This window comes from Microbacterium lacus, from assembly GCF_002812805.1.
GTDB lineage: Bacteria > Actinomycetota > Actinomycetes > Actinomycetales > Microbacteriaceae > Microbacterium > Microbacterium lacus_A.
This window is the reverse complement of the sequence record NZ_NMUM01000009.1, coordinates 1-16234: the sequence shown is the minus strand read 5'-3', so window position 1 is coordinate 16234 and position 16234 is coordinate 1. Positions and strand designations below refer to the sequence as shown.

The window sequence follows — 16234 nt, the reverse complement described above, 5'->3', positions numbered from 1 at the left end:
TCACACCTGATCGTTGTGTTGGGGGACACCGAAACCACTCGAGCGAATGAATCGAGGTCGTAGCTGGGCACGTCGTCGTAACCCTGGAAGCCAACCTGGCCGGAATGAAATCCGCAGGGTGCGAGCACATCCCACTCAAGTCACTCTTCGGTGAGAAAACCTTCCAACTCCAGGAGAATCGTCACTTCTTTCCCAACCACAAGCCCACCTGTCTCGAGCGTCGCGCTCCAGGTCAGGCCAAAATCCTCTCGATCGATGGTTGTCTTCGCAGAAGCGCCTGCTCGATACACCTTGTCCGTGTCATAGCCAAATCCGCCCAGCTCGACCTGAAATGTAATAGACCGAGTCACATCGCGGATCGTCAATTCGCCATCGACGAGAAACTCATCACCGCTCACTCGAGCGCCGCTTGATACAAATTCCATCGTCGGGAATCGTGCGACGTCGAGAAAGTCGACCGATCGAAGATGGTCGTCGCGGATCTGCAAGTTCGTATTTACGGATGCTGCGTCGACCGTAGCGTGGAGGACGAAATCCAAGGGATTGTCAGACGCAATCAGAGTGGCTGATTTTACACCAAAAGCGCCCCGAACCTTCGAGACCATCATGTGACGAACGTGGAAGCCTACTTCGCTGTGAGTTGGGTCGAGAACCCACTTACCTGCGCGAAAGCCAGGAACCTCGGTGTTGGTCAGCGTCATTGATCTTCCTCTCCATGAAGGGACGGCGGCGCTCACATGAGCCGCTCGGGCAGGCGAGGCAACTACTTCGACTGGGACGAAGCACGTCAGCGTCCAAATTTTGTTTATGTTCGCAGAACACTCTGTTGGTTGTCAAGAACCACTGAACGGTGCGGCTTGCAAGCTATTCCGCATCGAGACACGTCTCCTAACCGCTTCAGCCAGAAAGCGATGGGGCCCGAGAAGAGCGCCCGCAGCGGCAAGTGGGGGCGAGCTTGTCGTAACCGGCCGCGGGTTCGCGCCATCGCCTATCGTCTTCGTTCATCCTCGTTCGACGGTGTTTCGGGCCATGTAGTTGTCGACGTCGTCGTTCACTGGCCGGCCACCCTTCAGTCCGCGGCGTGTGCGGTGTCCGTGCTGAGGAGAGGGTTCGAGGTGTCGGCGATGATGCTGCGCCCATATAGATGCCTACGGATCACGCTCGACGAGTGTGCCTTGTCGCGGCAGACGCGATCCGGCTGTTTGTACGGCCGATCCGGCCGGCGCCTGGCCGCACGGAACTGATCGCTCAGGAGCGAGCAGCGTCGGGAATCGCCGGCTTGAGCAGTGCTGACGCGCACAACAAACGGCAGTCTTGCACAGGTCGGCGATGGACTCTTCGCGCTCAAACCACCGCATGATCGGCCAATCGGGTCATCCGAGGGATCGATACGCAGATCCTCGCAATTCGATTCGGTCGCCCTCCGCGCGTGGTGGATTCGTCGCGCAATTGTGGGGCGGTCGATGGTTAAATTCACACGGACGGCCCACGAGGTCTCGCCGGCGGAGTCCGCGTCGGAAGGAATCCTTCTCGCATCTGGCGCACGTGAAGATGTTCATTTATAGTGAACGAGATCAATGAGGACTGATGTCGGCGAGGGTGCCGACACATGGTCGTCTATCAAAGGAGAGGGATCCAAATGAAATCTGTCCAATCGGCTACTGCGGCGTCAGATGGTGCGCATTCGTTCGTTCCAGAAATCTCACAGCCGAACCTTGACCTCCTCGGCCGCGCCCAATCGCTCTACTCACTTATCCATGAACATGCCCCAGACAGCGATCGTGACCGCCGTGTCTCCGAAGTGGTGATCGATGGGCTGGAAGAACTTGACCTCTTCCAGGTCTGCACTCCTCGTCGCTATGGCGGATTCCAGAGCAATTTTCGAACGCTGTTCGAGCTCACCGCCGAAATCGCACGGGGAGATGGGGGTACAGCTTGGGCGTTTGCGTTGCTCAACTCAAACGCCTGGGACGTCGGCACCTACTCACGCGAGGCCCAGGACGACATTTGGGGCGCGAATCCGCGTGCACGCATCACCACTGTAACGAATCCTGCTGCCGGCCCTACCGCATCGGCGCGCAAGGTTGACGGTGGCTATGTAATCAGCGGCCGTTGGCCGTACGCGTCAGGGTCCCTCCACGCACAATGGGCGGAGCTCGGGTTCGTCGTCGAGATTGATGGCGCACCGGTACGGATGATGACTCTCGTTCCGATGGACGAGGTCACGCTTGAAGACACGTGGTATGTCGCAGGAATGCGTGGCTCTGGGAGCAACACAGTCGTCGGCACAGAGGTTTTCGCGCCGGACTACCGCACTCAAAGCTTTGACAATCTAGTCGAAGGAAACTACGCGTCCGAGTTCACCGATGAGCTCGAATATCTCACGCCTATGGTCCCCAACCACGATCTAGTGCTCGTTGGGGCTCAAGTCGGACTTGCTCAGGCAGCTCTGGATTATGCTCTCGAAAAGCTTCCGACGCGCGGCGTCACAAACACAAAGTATGCAAAGGGGAGCGACGCGCCGACGAACCAGATTGCGGTCGCCGAGGCTGCGAACGCGATTGACACTGCACGCATGCTTGGGCGGCGAGCTAGTTATGACATCGATGCCGCCGCGGTAACCAATCGTGGTCAAATCGATTGGGCAACGCGCGCACGTATTCGGATGGATGCGGCGACCATAGCGGTGCTATGTCGAGAGTCCATCGATAAAATGCTCACTGCTATCGGTTCGGCCGCCTTTGCCTCGGTGAACCCACTTCAGCAGATATGGAGGGACTCGGAAACGGCAAGCCGTCATGCGTTGGTGAACGTGGGCGTTTCGAAGGAAACGTACGGGAAGTCGCTGCTCGGCATCGACGAGTTCGTCATGCCGATTTAGCGAAGGCTCAACCGCTGAGGGCATGGACGCCGCTTCGGTCGTCGACGCGGTGGTCGTGCCCTCAGCCATTGAGTTTCTCAGCGGTAGGCCACGCGTCAGACCGAGGGTCCGGTATTGCAGGGGCCAGCAATTGGTCATCACTCCATCTCGATGCATAGCACACATCCTGTTCGAATGGTCACGACAGTCACTTGTGCCGATTGAACAGCAGGGCTTCGCGGTCGAAGCTCCTGTACAGGTTCAGAGAGCGACCCGCGTGACTCCACAGGGGTGTCAGTCGAGGCGATCCGGCCTGGTGAACTGCTGCCGAAATCGCGCCAGACTAACGGCCACTATGCGATGTTGATCGGCGCGAGGACCACCAGGCCGCTCGCTTCGGGAAGCTCGGAGATGAGCTGCCTTGAACCGGCGGCGACTGACCCATGAACGGGGCGGGCTGTAAAGCCGAGTGTTGCTTTCGGAACTTGCACTCGTTTATTGTGACTACACAGGCTGTGAAAACGTCAGGTAGGACTAAAGTGCATCCGTGCGCTGAACCTGACCTCAGGGTTGAGGAAGGAGGCGTCGATGCGCCGACAACGCTGCCCCGATCCTCCTCGGATATCCAGTAGATCGCGGGAGGGCGAACCGAGACCCTGTCCGAACCCGGTGCGAGCTGAACGGTGTTCCACTGCAGTGAGCTACAGAAGACTTCACTAACCATTTCAGAGCGAAAGGAAGACCGTTCCATGGTCGATAGCAGTTTGCCCCCTGACATCTCCGCCCTCCTGGAGAGGATCGATGAGATCCGCCCGCTGATTGAGAAGAACGCAGCGCAAGGCGAAGCAGAACGACGCGTGTCGCAGGAGTCGATCGATGCCCTCGAGGCAATCGGAGCCTTCCGGGTGACGCAGCCAGCCAAGTATGGAGGATATGAAGGTGATTCTCGTGCGCAGGTCGACGTGGGCGCAGCCGTCGGCAAGGGCGACGGCGGGACTGCCTGGGTCGTCGCGCTCACCAACATCGCGAACTGGCTGACCGCGCTTTATCCCGAGAAGGCGCAGGATGATGTGTGGGGTGAGGATCGCAACGCAAAGGTCTCCGTGGTCCTAGCCACAAACGGTAAGACCCAGCGCGTTGATGGTGGGTACCTCGTCAGCGGGGAGTGGAGCTACAACTCGGCATCGTGGCACACGCAGTGGGCGATTCTCGGGGCCGAGCTCGTCGACGAGAATGGTGACTTCGTTGACACCGCGCAACTGCTGATCCCGCGCTCGGATCTCGGCTTCAAGGACATCTGGCATGTGGCCGGCATGCGTTCGAGCGGAAGCAACGCGCTCAGCGCGACTGACGTTTTCGTTCCCGATCACCGTGTGATGCGTGGGGAACCTGCCTTGCGAGGCACCTACCCTGGCACGACCGAGGACACTCCCGCGGTCTACCGGGCGGGGTGGATTCCCGTGCTGAACATCATTCTCGTCGGCCCGCAGCTCGGCATGGGCCGTGCCGTGCTAGAGAGGGTGATCTCGAAGGCAGACTCGAAAGCCATCGCATACACAAGCTTCGAGCGACAGAGTGACTCGATCGCATTCCAACTCGACATCGCCAAGGCCGCGCTGCTGCTGGAAGCTGCGGAAGGGTTCGCCCACCGCGCCACTGACGAGATCGACATCCCCGCTGCTCAGGGCGTCTATCCGGACTACTTGACCCGAGCTCGAAATCGTGCGTACGTGGGCTGGATCGTCGAGCACACCGCTCGCGCCATTGAGATGTTGCTCACCGCGCACGGGTCGGGAGCTTTCGCGGAAGTGAACCCGTTGCAGCGCCTTTGGCGTGACCAGGCAGTCGCGTCACGGCACGCGTTCGTTCTTCCGGCGCTCGGTTACGAGCTTTACGGGAAGGCCCTTCTCGGCCGCGAAGATGGGGATTCCGTTACGCCTCTGGTTTGAGCCCCCGGCTGGTTCGGGATGGGAGCCACTTCGATCCCGAACCAGCCCCTCCCCCAACAATCGGCATTTGGATCCATATGGCCGAACGAGAAGGGAGACGTCCAAAGCAGTAATCGCTTCTCCTCGCCGGACTGGGGTCTCTTCGTCCGCACACTCACCGCATAGCGATCCAGCGAACTCGCATCGCTGGTGAAGGCGGGCCAAACTGCGTGCGCACTGGGTACCGCACGGCATTTTGTCAGGGGCATCCTTCACATCGTGGTGGTACAGCGAACCGAGGTGCATCATCTCGAGTGCTGTCGCGTCCTCGATGACATCGATACTCAACATCGTCCAGCTGCGGTGATGAGCGCCAACGCCGGCCGCACCCGCTTGCCGACGGCTTCATAGAGGTAGCGGCTCGCGGCGTCGGCAATTCGGTCGGTGACGCCCACCTCTTTGACGAGGCGGTCGACGCGCGCGAGGGCCAACAACGTCGCGATCCTCACCGGCGACTCGCTGTTCTCTCGCGCGAACCAGATCATCGCTCGGCAGGGCGAGCGATGAATTCGCGTCCACGACCATGTTTTCGAGCCGTCGAGCAGCTGGAACGCGACCCCGTCCTTCTCCCCAAACACGACGACCGGCCGCTCGAGCTCTGCCGGGCCCATCGCGAAAATCAGACCCGATTGCGCAGCCGCGGCGATGAGCGAACCAGTCTTGTCGGTGAGTACCTTGAGGTAGATGCCATTGACCTCTCGTCCGACCCGGACGAGCCTGGCAAGATGCCGGGCACCGGATAGCGAACTGGTGCGATGACGATGTCCTACCTCCTGCTCGGATAGCGGACGGATGCAGCACCCGTCTCCCTGCTCGCGCGGATCGACGAGGGATCGAGCGCGTCGCCGGGGTGAAGATCCCTCGATTCTCGACGCTGAACTCCTCGAACTGCGCGAGCACGAAGCGACCGGCGCCACGCTCGACCTTGCCGGCTCCTGGTCGTACGAGGCCGTCGCGGCGCTCGAGGCACTTCCCACTGTGTGGTGGGAGTGGCGCTAACGCGCTTCGCGCAAGCGGTCGGCGATCGTTCCAGCTGATCCAGCCTTGCGGGCGCGCGGGGACGGCCTGGCGCAGAAACGGCTTCCGACTCTCCTGGCTTCGGGTGCTTCCATGCGGCGGCGAACGCAATTGCTTCGCGTGTGGGGTTGACTGCCTCGAGGCGGTCGGGCGCAGCCAAGACGACATCGAGTGTGTCCTGTTCGCGGGAGCGGCCCCGGCTGGTAGGTCTTCGTGGTGTCTATGACGCATCGTCACCCGCAGGGCAGAGGCGCTCGCTATCGGGCGGAGAGTCATGGGGCGCCCCGTTTCACGTCGTCGCCCGACGCTAAGGGACACCCAGGTTCTCCCGTGTGGACGCCGATGATCTGGGCACCGCGGTTCGTGACGGGACCGCCCCTGCGTAGACAGCCGGCCCCAACCGGACTCGCGTCGACAAGCCCCGAGTAATCGTCGCCGACACCATCCTGATCGGTCAGATCAACAGTCCGGCGACTAGCGGGAGGGACGGCCCTCACAGCGACCTGACTCGGTGATTCGTCAAACTCAACCCCGCGCACAAGGCTGGACTTCCGATAAAAAGTAAGTCAGAATAAACACAGGTCGCTGCGACGAGCCGGTCTTGAAATGCTGGCTGGACACAAGGCCCGGATGTGAGAAGTCACAATAAAGTGTTCGCTGCGATGGCACATACGAGAACCGGCTGGACACACACCAAGGATGGTAGAAGTCATGACGTCAGAAAGCCCTACCCCGAAGCACGCGCAGGAGTCGAGCAGTGGGGGTGGCGCTCTGGTCCTGGACACGCTCTCCGCAGACGATTTCCGGGCGATCTTCCGTCGGCATCCTGCTGGCGTGACCGTCGTAACGGCAGACGCAGGAACCGGCCCAGTCGCCCTCACGGCCACATCGGTCGCCTCTATGAGCGCCGATCCGCCGCTGCTAATCTTCTCCGTGTCATCGTCGTCCTCGAGTGCGCGCGTCCTGAAAGATGCCAATACTGTCGTCGTCCACTTCATCGGCCCAGACAGCATCGAGATCGCCAAACTTGGCGCGACGAGCGGAATCGACCGATTCGCGGACTCGACCATCTGGTCCCGCCTCCCAACCGGGGAAGTGGTGTTTGATGCGGTTCGCACGTGGATCCGCGCGCGGGTGGTGAATCGGCTGGAGGCGAGCGGATCGACCATCGTGATCGCACAGGCGATCGAGTCGAACTACACGGCGGCAGAACTCGATCAGCAACCGGAGCGCGAAGGACTCGTCTTCATGAACCGAAGCTGGCACCAGGTCGGAGAGCGCTCAGCAATTATCTGAAATCAGGATTGACCGGTAGCACCCACGTTTCAGGCGGTGGACGAAAGCTCGTCCACCGCCTGAAACGTGTGTGCTACTTGGCGTAGGCCGCAGTGATGCTGTGCAGCGCCGCGTCCAGTGCATCGCCATAGGCCATCTCTTCGACCTGATAGACAGACGGGCGCCCGCCGGCAACCGTGGCACCGCCGCGGGCGACCAATCGAAGCCAGTCCTCGGTTGCCTGGATGACCCTGTCAGCAGGTGCGAGCGCATTGACCAACCCGACCTCCCGCGCGCGTTCCGCCGTGAACGGCTCGCCGCTGGCGATGTTCTCGATCGCAGCACGGGCCCCAAGCCTCTTGATGAGGGCGACTTGAGCGACGATCGGCCATACTCCGACGCTGACTTCGTAAGAGCCGATCTTCGCGTCCGGGACGGAGACGACATAGTCAACGGCAGCAACGAATCCTGCGCCGCCCGCCAGAGCGTCTCCGTTCACGGCTGCGGCAACGGGCTTCGGCAAGGTCGGCAGCAGCTTGAGCACGCGGATCAAGCCCTGGTAAAAGGGAACGGGATCAGCGCCGGCCTTGATCGCCGGCACATCAAGGCCGCCGCAGAACGCATCGTCGCCGGCTCCGGTCAGTATGATGCCGGCCACCGCCGCGTCATTTGCCGCAGCGATTAGTTGGTCCTCGATGCTCTGGAGCACCTCGGGATTGAGAAGATTCCGCCCGGGGCCCGCGATTTCCACGGTCGCAATGCGAACATCGTCAGTCATTAGTCTCTCCTTCGATGAGATTCCTCCGGGCCACGCAACGCGCCCAGTAGCCCGTCCAGCCTCGCAGAAGGCGTTCGGTGCGTCAAGGAACACTGAACGCCTGGACAGTTCTACGACAGCAGGACGCTATTCTCGGAGTGTGGACACCGCCAACCAGCCCGAACCGCCGAAGTCCGGAAGCGACACTCAATACCTTCCGTCTTCCGCACCTGTGATCGAACCGACCAGAGATGGAGGAGGAGACATGAAGGAGCAACTGGGCCGACGACTCCGCGCAACACGTGAAGAGCAGAAGCTGAGTCTGCGTGCGGTTGCCTCAGCGATAGGGGTCTCCCCGAGCATGCTCTCGCAAGTAGAAACTGGGAAGATCCATCCTTCCGTCACGACGCTGTACGCACTTGTGTCGCACCTCAACGTATCCCTGGACGAGCTGCTGGAGATCGTCCCGTCGGATGCCGCGCCGACCGCTGCGCTGCGGGAGATTCAGCGCCTCGGAGTACAACGCGCAGAGGCGAATCCCACCATCGAGATGGAAAACGGTGTCACCTGGGAGCGACTCGCGAATGCCGGGCACCGTGGGGTCGATCCGCTGATTATGACGTATGAGCCGGGTGCATCCAGTTCAGCCGAAGGCAAGCTCATGCGACATTCTGGGACCGAGTACGGGTATCTGATAGAGGGTGAGTTGACGCTCCTCCTCGATTTCGACTCGTTCACATTGCATGTGGGTGACTCAATATGCTTCGACTCGCACCGTCCGCACCTGTACCGCAACGACACGGACCGGGCGGCTCGTGGGATCTGGTTCGTGACAGGGCCGCTGGGCGAGAGTCCTCTACAGTTCGACGGGCAGCCGGCACCCGCGCACATCAATCGACTGCAATCCGTGCGTCAGGTTCTGCGCCAGGACGACACGATAATCCCACCGCGGGCCTGAGGGGGATTTGAGTACCACTTCACAATTGGATCCATGTATGATCGTTCTGACTGAACAGATCTAGGGAGCTCTCGAGTACGTCGACGCGGCGGACGGTCCTCCCTCTCACCTTCTGAGGAGTGGACATGGCCAACGGACGAATCACTCACAATCCAGCGCCCGTCATCCCGGGTATCGCCGACAGTGTCAAGGTCAGCGCCGGGGACTTGCTATTCGTATCGGGCGCGGTGGGCTTCGAAGAGGACGGCTCGGTGCCCGCGGACTTCGCGCGCGCGATCGAACTCACCTACCTTGAGCTCGAACGCGCTCTCAAGGCGGGCGGTGCGTCATTCGATGACCTCGTCCGCGTCAATGTCTACATCACCGAACTGGATCAGGAGAAGCTGGGGATCTGGCGGGACACGCGCGACCGGGTTGTCAGAGTCGACGAGCCGTCTGCGAGCACCGTGATCGGGGTGTACTCGCTCTTCAAGGGCGCCTCCATCGAGATTGACGCGATCGCTGCAATCTGATGAAGAACACCGGAACAACAGGAACCAATGCGGTCGACTGGGAAGCGCGTGTTGACTTCGAGCGACTACGGGATGCGCGCTTAAGAAGGCTGAAGGAGCAACTCAATCGATCCGATTTGGGCGCAGTCTTGGCCTTCGACTTCTCGAACATCCGCTATATGAGCGCGACGCATATCGGCACGTGGGCGATGGACAAGTTGATCCGGTTCGCCCTACTCACCCGTAACACCGATCCGATCGTGTGGGACTTCGGTTCGGCGGCCAAGCACCACGCACTGTACAACCCCTGGTTGGACGTAACGACATCCGAAATGGACGCGGACCCACACGCGCCCCACGAGGGCGCCAAGCGGCCACGACTGGAGTCAGGCGCACGAGCGGGTCTTTCGACGCTGCGAGGCGCCTTCCCGCCGGACGCCGAGATGGCGACCGATCTGGCAAAGAAGATCAAGCGCGAACTCGAGAAGTTCGGACTCGCCCACGCGCCCCTCGGGGTCGACGTGATCGAGCTTCCTGTGCTGATCGCCCTGCAGAAGGAGGGCATCGAGGTCGTCGACGGCCAGCAGGTGTTCATGGAGGCGCGGCGCATCAAAACACCCGACGAGATTCGCTTGCTCACCCAGGCTGCATCGATGGTCGATGCCGCATACGAGGAGCTACACCGGTTCCTACGTCCTGGCGTGAGGGAGAACGAGGCCGTCGGGGTGGTCGCAAAGACGCTTTATGACCTTGGCTCGGAGTACGTCGAGGGAGTCAACGCAATCTCGGGTGAGCGCTGCTCGCCGCATCCGCACGTCTTCTCGGACAGGCTCATCAGGCCCGGCGACCCGGCGTTCTTCGACATCCTGCACAGTTGGAACGGCTACCGCACGTGTTACTACCGCACATTCGCTGTGGGCTCCGCCTCAAGCAAGCAGCGCGACGCCTACACACGTGCTCGGGAGTATATGGACCGCGCGATCGCCCTCGTGAAGCCAGGGGCGACGACGGCCGACATCGTGGCAGTGTGGCCCGAGGCACAGGAGTTCGGCTTCGCCAACGAGATGGAAGCCTTCGCCTTGCAGTACGGGCATGGCGTAGGGCTGTCGATCTGGGAGAAGCCAATCTTCTCACGGTTGACCTCGTTCGATCATCCAGAGACGATCGAGGAGGGCATGGTGTTTGCGCTGGAGACCTACTGGCCTTCAGCGGATGGGTGGGGAGCCGCGCGGATCGAGGAGGAGCTTGTCGTCACCGCCGATGGATGCGAAGTCATCACCAAGTTCCCTGCGGAGGAGCTCATCGTCGCCGGCCGTCAGTACTACACGATCGATGGTCCACTCAACACCAATCGTGATAGTCAGTCGCACCTGAACACGACATGGGGACGCGGTCAGTCGTGACGACTCTCGGTTTTCTCGGAGTCGGCGCGATGGGGTCAAAGATCGCGGCTCGACTCATCGCCGCAGGAAACAGTGTGTTGGTCTGGAACAGATCCCCCGGCCCCCTCGCAGATCTCGTGGCCATCGGTGCTGTGCCGGTGGCGACGCCGTCTGAGGCGCTCGCTGCAGATATATCCTTCAGCATGCTCGCCAACGATCAGGCTGCAGAAGAGGTTCTGAACGATGGAACGACAAGAACGGGCCGCATCCATGTGAATCTGGCCTCGATCAGCCCGACAGCGGCTGACCAACTCACGGGAAGATTCGCCGCGGCCGGCGCGGGATATGTGTCCAGCCCCGTTCTCGGTCGCCCGTCCGCGGCAGCCGCAGGGCAGCTGCACCTGCTCGCCGCGGGTGCCAGCGACCACATCGACGCGGTGTTGCCTCATCTGAATCAGATAGGCAAACGAGTCTGGCGGATCGGGCAAGTCCCCTCCGACGCGAATGCGGTCAAGGTCGCGGTCAATTACAACCTCATCCACGTGTTGCAGGCTCTAGGCGAATCGGTCACGATGGTCGAAAGGCGCGGCGTCGATCCCTCAGTGTTCGTCGAGTTGCTCACTAGCAGCCTCTTCGCCGGCGTGGCCTACACAGAGTACGGGCGAGAGATCGCCGCGCACAGACACACGCCGCCGGCCTTTTCGATGGCGCTCGGGTACAAAGACCTCGGCCTGGCTCGAGACCTCGCCGAGGCCGGCGGCGTGAAGCCCGCCACGATGCCCGCCCTGTTCTCGGTCTTCGAACGAGCCCTAGCCGATCCTGAGCTCGCGACATCCGACTGGGGCGCTATCGCAGAAGTCACGAGACGAAACCTACTGTGATGCGTTACCCGAATTGCAGAGGGATGCTCCCGGATGTCAGGGAGCAGTCGTCCAATCAAAGGAGAGATCGTGACTGATCGTACGGTGCTCATTGCTGGGAGTTCGAGCGGGATTGGGCTGGAACTAGCAAAGGACCTCGTGGCCAGCGGTGACCGTGTCATCGTGACCAGCCGAAGTAGACAGACAGCTGAATCTGTCGCGGCCGAGCTCGGCCCCTTGGCGCACGGAATCGCCCTGGACCTGTCCGAGCCGGAAGGCATCGCTGCGCAACTGGACGGCATCGGCCGCCTTAATGGAATCGTGCTCAGCGCGATCGAGCGCGATGCGAATACCATCCGTGACTACAACCTCGCTCGTGCGAGGAGACTCATCACCCTTAAACTGATTGGCTACGCCGAAACCGTCCACACACTCGTTGACCGCATCGAGCCGTCAGTGGACTCCGGTATCGTCCTGTTTGGGGGCCGCGCCAAGGACGCACCGTACCCGGGATCCACCACAGTGTCCACGGTCAATGGCGGCATCGATGGGCTAATGAACACCTTGGCGCATGAGCTTGCACCCATCCGGGTCAACGCTCTCCATCCGGGGATAATCGGCGACAGCCCCTTCTGGGCTTCGCGACCTGAAGCGGTTGCAGCATACGAAAGCCGGACCCCCGGTGGGAAGCTCGCAGAACTTCACGACGTCATCGACGCCGTGAAGTTCCTCCTGTTCAACCGGGGTGTCTCCGCGCACAGCCTTAACGTCGACCGTGGCTGGCGCATCGGCTAACATGCCCCCGTTGTTCAGGGCAGGACGAACCTATTCGAGAGTCGAAAGAAGCAAATCACGGGTCATGCCTCATTACGATGTCGTCATTCTCGGCGCGGGCCCCGGCGGGTACGTCGCAGCCGTCCGCAGCGCTCAGCTCGGCCTCTCGGTCGCCATCATCGAGGAGAAGTACTGGGGCGGTGTGTGCCTGAACGTCGGGTGCATCCCCTCCAAGGCGCTCCTGCGCAACGCCGACCTGGCCCACGTCTTCCACCACCAGGCCGAGCTGTTCGGCATCTCCGGTGACGTGACGTTCGACTTCGGCACCGCGTGGGACCGCAGCCGCACGGTGGCCGAGACGCATGTCAAGGGCATCCACTTCCTCATGAAGAAGAACAAGGTGACCGAGTACGAGGGTCGCGGTTCGTTCGTGGACGCGCACACGATCACCGTCGCGAAGGCCGACGGCTCCACCGAGCAGCTCACCTTCGACAACGCGATCATCTCGACCGGCTCCAAGGTGCGCCTGCTTCCCGGCGTCACGCTGAGCGACAACGTCGTGACGTACGAGGAGCAGATCCTCACGCGCGAGCTGCCGCGCTCGATCGTCATCGTCGGTGCCGGCGCGATCGGCATGGAGTTCGCCTTCGTCATGGTCAACTACGGCGTCAAGGTCACGATCATCGAGTTCCTCGACCGGGCGCTCCCGAACGAGGACGTCGACGTCTCCAAGGAGATCGCGCGCCAGTACAAGAAGTACGGCGTCGACATCCTCACCTCCACCAAGGTCGAGACCGTCGTGGACTCGGGCGACAAGGTCACCGTCACCTACACGCCCAAGGACGGCGCGCCCGCGTCGATCGAGGCCGACAAGGTGCTCATGTCGATCGGCTTCGCCGCGAACGTCGAGGGCTTCGGCCTGGAGAACACCGGCGTGAAGCTCACCGACCGCGGTGCGATCGACATCGACGACTACATGCGCACCAATGTCCCCGGCATCTACGCCATCGGAGACGTCACGGCCAAGCTGCAGCTCGCCCACGTGGCCGAGGCGCAGGGCGTCGTGGCCGCCGAGACCATCGGCAAGGCCGAGACCCAGACGCTGGGCGACTACCGGATGATGCCCCGCGCGACGTTCTGCTCGCCGCAGGTCGCCTCGTTCGGACTCACCGAGCAGCAGGCGCGCGACGCCGGCTACGACGTCAAGGTCGCGAAGTTCCCGTTCAGCGCGAACGGCAAGGCGAACGGCCTCGGCGAGCCCATCGGCTTCGTCAAGCTCATCGCCGACGGCGAGCACCTCGAGCTGCTCGGTGGCCACCTGATCGGCCCCGACGTCTCCGAGTTGCTCCCCGAGCTCACGCTCGCGCAGAAGTGGGACCTCACGGCCCTCGAAGCGGCCCGCAACGTGCACACGCACCCGACGCTGTCCGAAGCCGTGCAGGAAGCCTTCCACGGCCTCGCCGGCCACATGATCAACATGTGACCGAAGAGTGGCAGCCATCGCCAAAGCATGACATCCCTGAGCGCACGTTCTATGCGGGCGCGGGGGGTGGCGCGTGATGGACACTCCGATGCGCTTGCGGGAGTCAATCTGGTCCGCCGCTTGAGGCACGGCAACGGGCTGTGTGGGTGGCCCCCCAGGCAGCCGACTGCGTCGGGGAGGTCTTGTCTTTGACGTCTTCAAGACCGAGTCGGGGTGGCATCTACATCACGCGTACGGCTGGGAGCGTTGGATATGCAGCGGAGCGGGGCGAGAGTACAGTGACTCTCACCCCGCTCCTGTTGGTTCAGGTCAGCGGATCACTCCGGTGCCGGCGTACGAGGCCGGTACTGCTGTCGGGCCCGTAGCGTCTGCTGCGGGCCTTTCAGCTTTTGGGGTGCGGTCCACCTCGACGCTGGAGAACTTGAGGGACGCGCCGACGTTGTCCGCGACGATGTCGCGGGTTTCGCGGGTCTGCCCGGTTTCCTTGTCGGTGTAGGTCCCGAACCGCAGGTCCCCGGCGACGATCACGCTGTCGCCTTTGCGGAGCGAGTCGGCGATATGCCGGGACTGTTGGTTGAACGCGACGACCCGATGGAACACGGTGCCGGCGTCTTCCCACCGGTTCGTGGTCTCGTTGAGGCGCCGGTCGTTGACCGCGACGGTGAAGCGGGCATACTCGTTGCCTGATTCGCCGGTGCCGTGTTCGGGGTCGCCGGTGAGGTTCCCCTCGATGGCGACCGGGATCTTGGTGGTCATCTCTGCTTCCTTTCATTGGTGAGACGCCCGGGTGGGGTCTCAGTGGGCGTGGGCCTGGCAGGTCCACGCGTCCCATTCCTGCTCGTTCGTGTTCCAGGAGCGGGGTTTTGCGGGGTCGTGTCCGCGTGCGCATCCTCCGAAGTACGCGCGGGATAGTCGGGGGATGGCGAGGCTGAGGCGTTCGTGGAACCCGATCGGCCCGAACCCGGTATCGGACCGGTCGAACGCGGCCGTGTGCGCGGCGTGCAGGGCGGAGAGTTCCTCGACGAGATGCCCGTGCTGGTACTGTCCCGCGTCAAGTAGTTGGCAGGGATTCTTCGATTTCGAAGTTGGGGATGGTCGGGTCGGCCAGGCCCATGTGCACCTCTATCGGCCGGTTCCAAGCGATCGCCTCATGAGGGCGGGTCTCGTTGTACTCGATGCGGTAGTCCTCGGCGCGTTCGACGAGGGTGAGCGCGTCGGGGATGTCGTCGAGGAACAGCCGTTCGTACTTCAGCGTCCCGAAGCCGCGTTCGCGTGATCCGTTCTGCCCCGGTGACTTCACCCTGGTGCGGACGTGTCGCAGTTCGGGGTGGCGCATGATGAACAGCTCGAAGTTCATCGATCGGAATGGACCGCCGTTGTCTGTGACGATCGTGACGACCGGCAGCAGCTCGCCGGTCTCGTCGTCGACCTGACATTGGTCGACGAGGGGGTGGCCGAACAGGGTCACGTAGTCGACGAGGGCGAGTTCGATCGCGGCGATCGCGTCGTGCTGGTTCGCGGTCGGCGAGGTGTGAAACGGGTGCTCGAGCTTCGAGTACCAGTCCCGGCAGCCGGCGATCCTCCAGATCCCACCCTGGGTGGTCTCGAACTCGCTGAAGTCCAACTGCCATACCTGGTTCGGGCCGGTCGGGTTTCGTGCGAACGCGGCCTTGCGGTTCTTCGCGAGTTCTCGACGCTGCTTCTGGTACTCCGATGGCAGGATCAGCCCGTCATCGCGCAGCAGCCGCAGCACGGTCGCCTGGGACACCTTGTGTCCGTCATGGCGGGTCATCGCCCAGATCTTCCGGTGGCCCCACTCCGGCTTCTTCAACGCATGCGCGACCACCAGCGGCCGGGCCGCGTCTCGCGCCGGCTGCGGCCACGGGCCCTTCGGCGGCCGGTCAGTCTTCGCCTTGGCCTGCCAGCGCCGCCAGGTGCGTTCGGGCATGTCGATCAGCTGACAGAACCTCGCGGTCGACATGCCCGCCTCGGTGCGGATCACCTCGAGGTCCTCGAAGGGCCCAGGCGGCCCTCGGCGCTCTTCTTCCAGACCCGGATCTCGACCGCGGCCTCACCCAGCGCCTGGGTGAGCTCGGCGACCTCGTCCTCGAGCTGCTGCTCGCGGGTCGAGGGCTTGGACTTACCCGCCTCGATGCCGGCTCTGCCGCCCTCGAGGAACTGGCGCTTCCAGTTCCCGATGGCCTGCTCCGAGACCTTCTCACGGCGGCCCGCTTCAGCGATCGTGATCTCGCCCTGCAACACGGACAACACGATGCGGAGCTTCTTCTCCACGGGGATCGTCGGTGGACGACTCATGACATTCAGACCTCTCAGCTGGGGCGTTACATCAGCAACTAACTACCCCTGCCAAACATTCTGACGCGCGACA

16 protein-coding genes are annotated in these 16234 nt (G+C 62.3%); 10 read left to right on the top strand and 6 right to left on the bottom strand.

Annotated features, from left to right (window positions below; translation table 11 throughout):
• Window positions 1-140 precede the first annotated feature (140 nt).
• Complete coding sequence (locus CGU34_RS03310; RefSeq protein ID WP_036299422.1) at window positions 141-701, bottom strand: YceI family protein; 561 nt, start codon at window positions 699-701, stop codon at window positions 141-143.
• 908 nt (window positions 702-1609) lie between these two features.
• On the opposite strand from CGU34_RS03310, the gene CGU34_RS03305 reads away from it, so the two are divergent.
• Window positions 1610-2881, top strand: coding sequence for an acyl-CoA dehydrogenase family protein (locus CGU34_RS03305; RefSeq protein WP_100813237.1), 1272 nt, complete (start codon window positions 1610-1612; stop codon window positions 2879-2881).
• Window positions 2882-3609: 728 nt separating this feature from the next.
• Entirely contained in the window at window positions 3610-4809 is a 1200-nt protein-coding gene (locus tag CGU34_RS03300; RefSeq protein WP_036299419.1) for an acyl-CoA dehydrogenase family protein, read from the top strand.
• Window positions 4810-5132: 323 nt separating this feature from the next.
• On the opposite strand, the gene CGU34_RS17780 is transcribed toward CGU34_RS03300, so the two are convergent.
• Complete coding sequence (locus CGU34_RS17780; RefSeq protein ID WP_036299416.1) at window positions 5133-5459, bottom strand: hypothetical protein; 327 nt, start codon at window positions 5457-5459, stop codon at window positions 5133-5135.
• 181 nt (window positions 5460-5640) lie between these two features.
• Here CGU34_RS17780 and CGU34_RS16850 point away from each other — a divergent pair, with 181 nt between their 5' ends.
• A complete protein-coding gene (locus CGU34_RS16850) occupies window positions 5641-5847 on the top strand; it encodes a hypothetical protein (protein WP_036299415.1) in 207 nt (68 codons plus the stop codon).
• Window positions 5848-6576: 729 nt separating this feature from the next.
• The gene (locus CGU34_RS03290; protein ID WP_100813236.1) at window positions 6577-7161 is read left to right on the top strand and encodes a flavin reductase family protein; all 585 of its coding nucleotides are present in this window, start codon (window positions 6577-6579) and stop codon (window positions 7159-7161) included.
• 73 nt (window positions 7162-7234) lie between these two features.
• Here the strand turns inward: CGU34_RS03290 and CGU34_RS03285 are convergent, their stop codons facing one another.
• Entirely contained in the window at window positions 7235-7918 is a 684-nt protein-coding gene (locus CGU34_RS03285) for an enoyl-CoA hydratase/isomerase family protein (RefSeq protein WP_069696851.1), read from the bottom strand.
• A gap of 244 nt (window positions 7919-8162) precedes the next feature.
• Here CGU34_RS03285 and CGU34_RS17095 point away from each other — a divergent pair, with 244 nt between their 5' ends.
• From CGU34_RS17095 to lpdA, 6 genes are all read left to right on the top strand, one after another.
• Window positions 8163-8855, top strand: coding sequence for a helix-turn-helix domain-containing protein (locus tag CGU34_RS17095; RefSeq protein ID WP_198517665.1), 693 nt, complete (start codon window positions 8163-8165; stop codon window positions 8853-8855).
• A gap of 125 nt (window positions 8856-8980) precedes the next feature.
• Window positions 8981-9367, top strand: coding sequence for a RidA family protein (locus tag CGU34_RS03275; protein WP_051513789.1), 387 nt, complete (start codon window positions 8981-8983; stop codon window positions 9365-9367).
• Window positions 9367-10749 (top strand): M24 family metallopeptidase, encoded by a 1383-nt coding sequence (locus CGU34_RS03270; protein WP_036300216.1) that lies wholly within the window; start codon window positions 9367-9369, stop codon window positions 10747-10749. The genes CGU34_RS03275 and CGU34_RS03270 overlap by 1 nt, the downstream gene beginning before the upstream one ends.
• A complete protein-coding gene (locus CGU34_RS03265) occupies window positions 10746-11609 on the top strand; it encodes an NAD(P)-dependent oxidoreductase (protein WP_036300214.1) in 864 nt (287 codons plus the stop codon). Before CGU34_RS03270 ends, CGU34_RS03265 begins: the two co-directional genes overlap by 4 nt.
• Before the next feature lie 69 nt (window positions 11610-11678).
• Entirely contained in the window at window positions 11679-12383 is a 705-nt protein-coding gene (locus CGU34_RS03260; RefSeq protein ID WP_036300211.1) for an SDR family NAD(P)-dependent oxidoreductase, read from the top strand.
• Window positions 12384-12447: 64 nt separating this feature from the next.
• Entirely contained in the window at window positions 12448-13845 is a 1398-nt protein-coding gene (lpdA, locus tag CGU34_RS03255; RefSeq protein WP_056216905.1) for a dihydrolipoyl dehydrogenase, read from the top strand.
• A 309-nt stretch (window positions 13846-14154) separates the two neighbouring features.
• Here the strand turns inward: lpdA and CGU34_RS03250 are convergent, their stop codons facing one another.
• The 3 genes from CGU34_RS03250 to CGU34_RS03240 all read right to left on the bottom strand — a co-directional run bounded on the left by CGU34_RS03250 (window position 14155) and on the right by CGU34_RS03240 (window position 16161).
• On the bottom strand, window positions 14155-14601 hold the full coding sequence (locus CGU34_RS03250; RefSeq protein WP_100813235.1) for a single-stranded DNA-binding protein: 447 nt from the start codon (window positions 14599-14601) through the stop codon (window positions 14155-14157).
• 295 nt (window positions 14602-14896) lie between these two features.
• A complete protein-coding gene (locus CGU34_RS03245) occupies window positions 14897-15847 on the bottom strand; it encodes an integrase core domain-containing protein (RefSeq protein ID WP_036296135.1) in 951 nt (316 codons plus the stop codon).
• Window positions 15844-16161 (bottom strand): helix-turn-helix domain-containing protein, encoded by a 318-nt coding sequence (locus tag CGU34_RS03240; RefSeq protein ID WP_081766164.1) that lies wholly within the window; start codon window positions 16159-16161, stop codon window positions 15844-15846. Before CGU34_RS03240 ends, CGU34_RS03245 begins: the two co-directional genes overlap by 4 nt.
• Window positions 16162-16234: the final 73 nt, after the last annotated feature.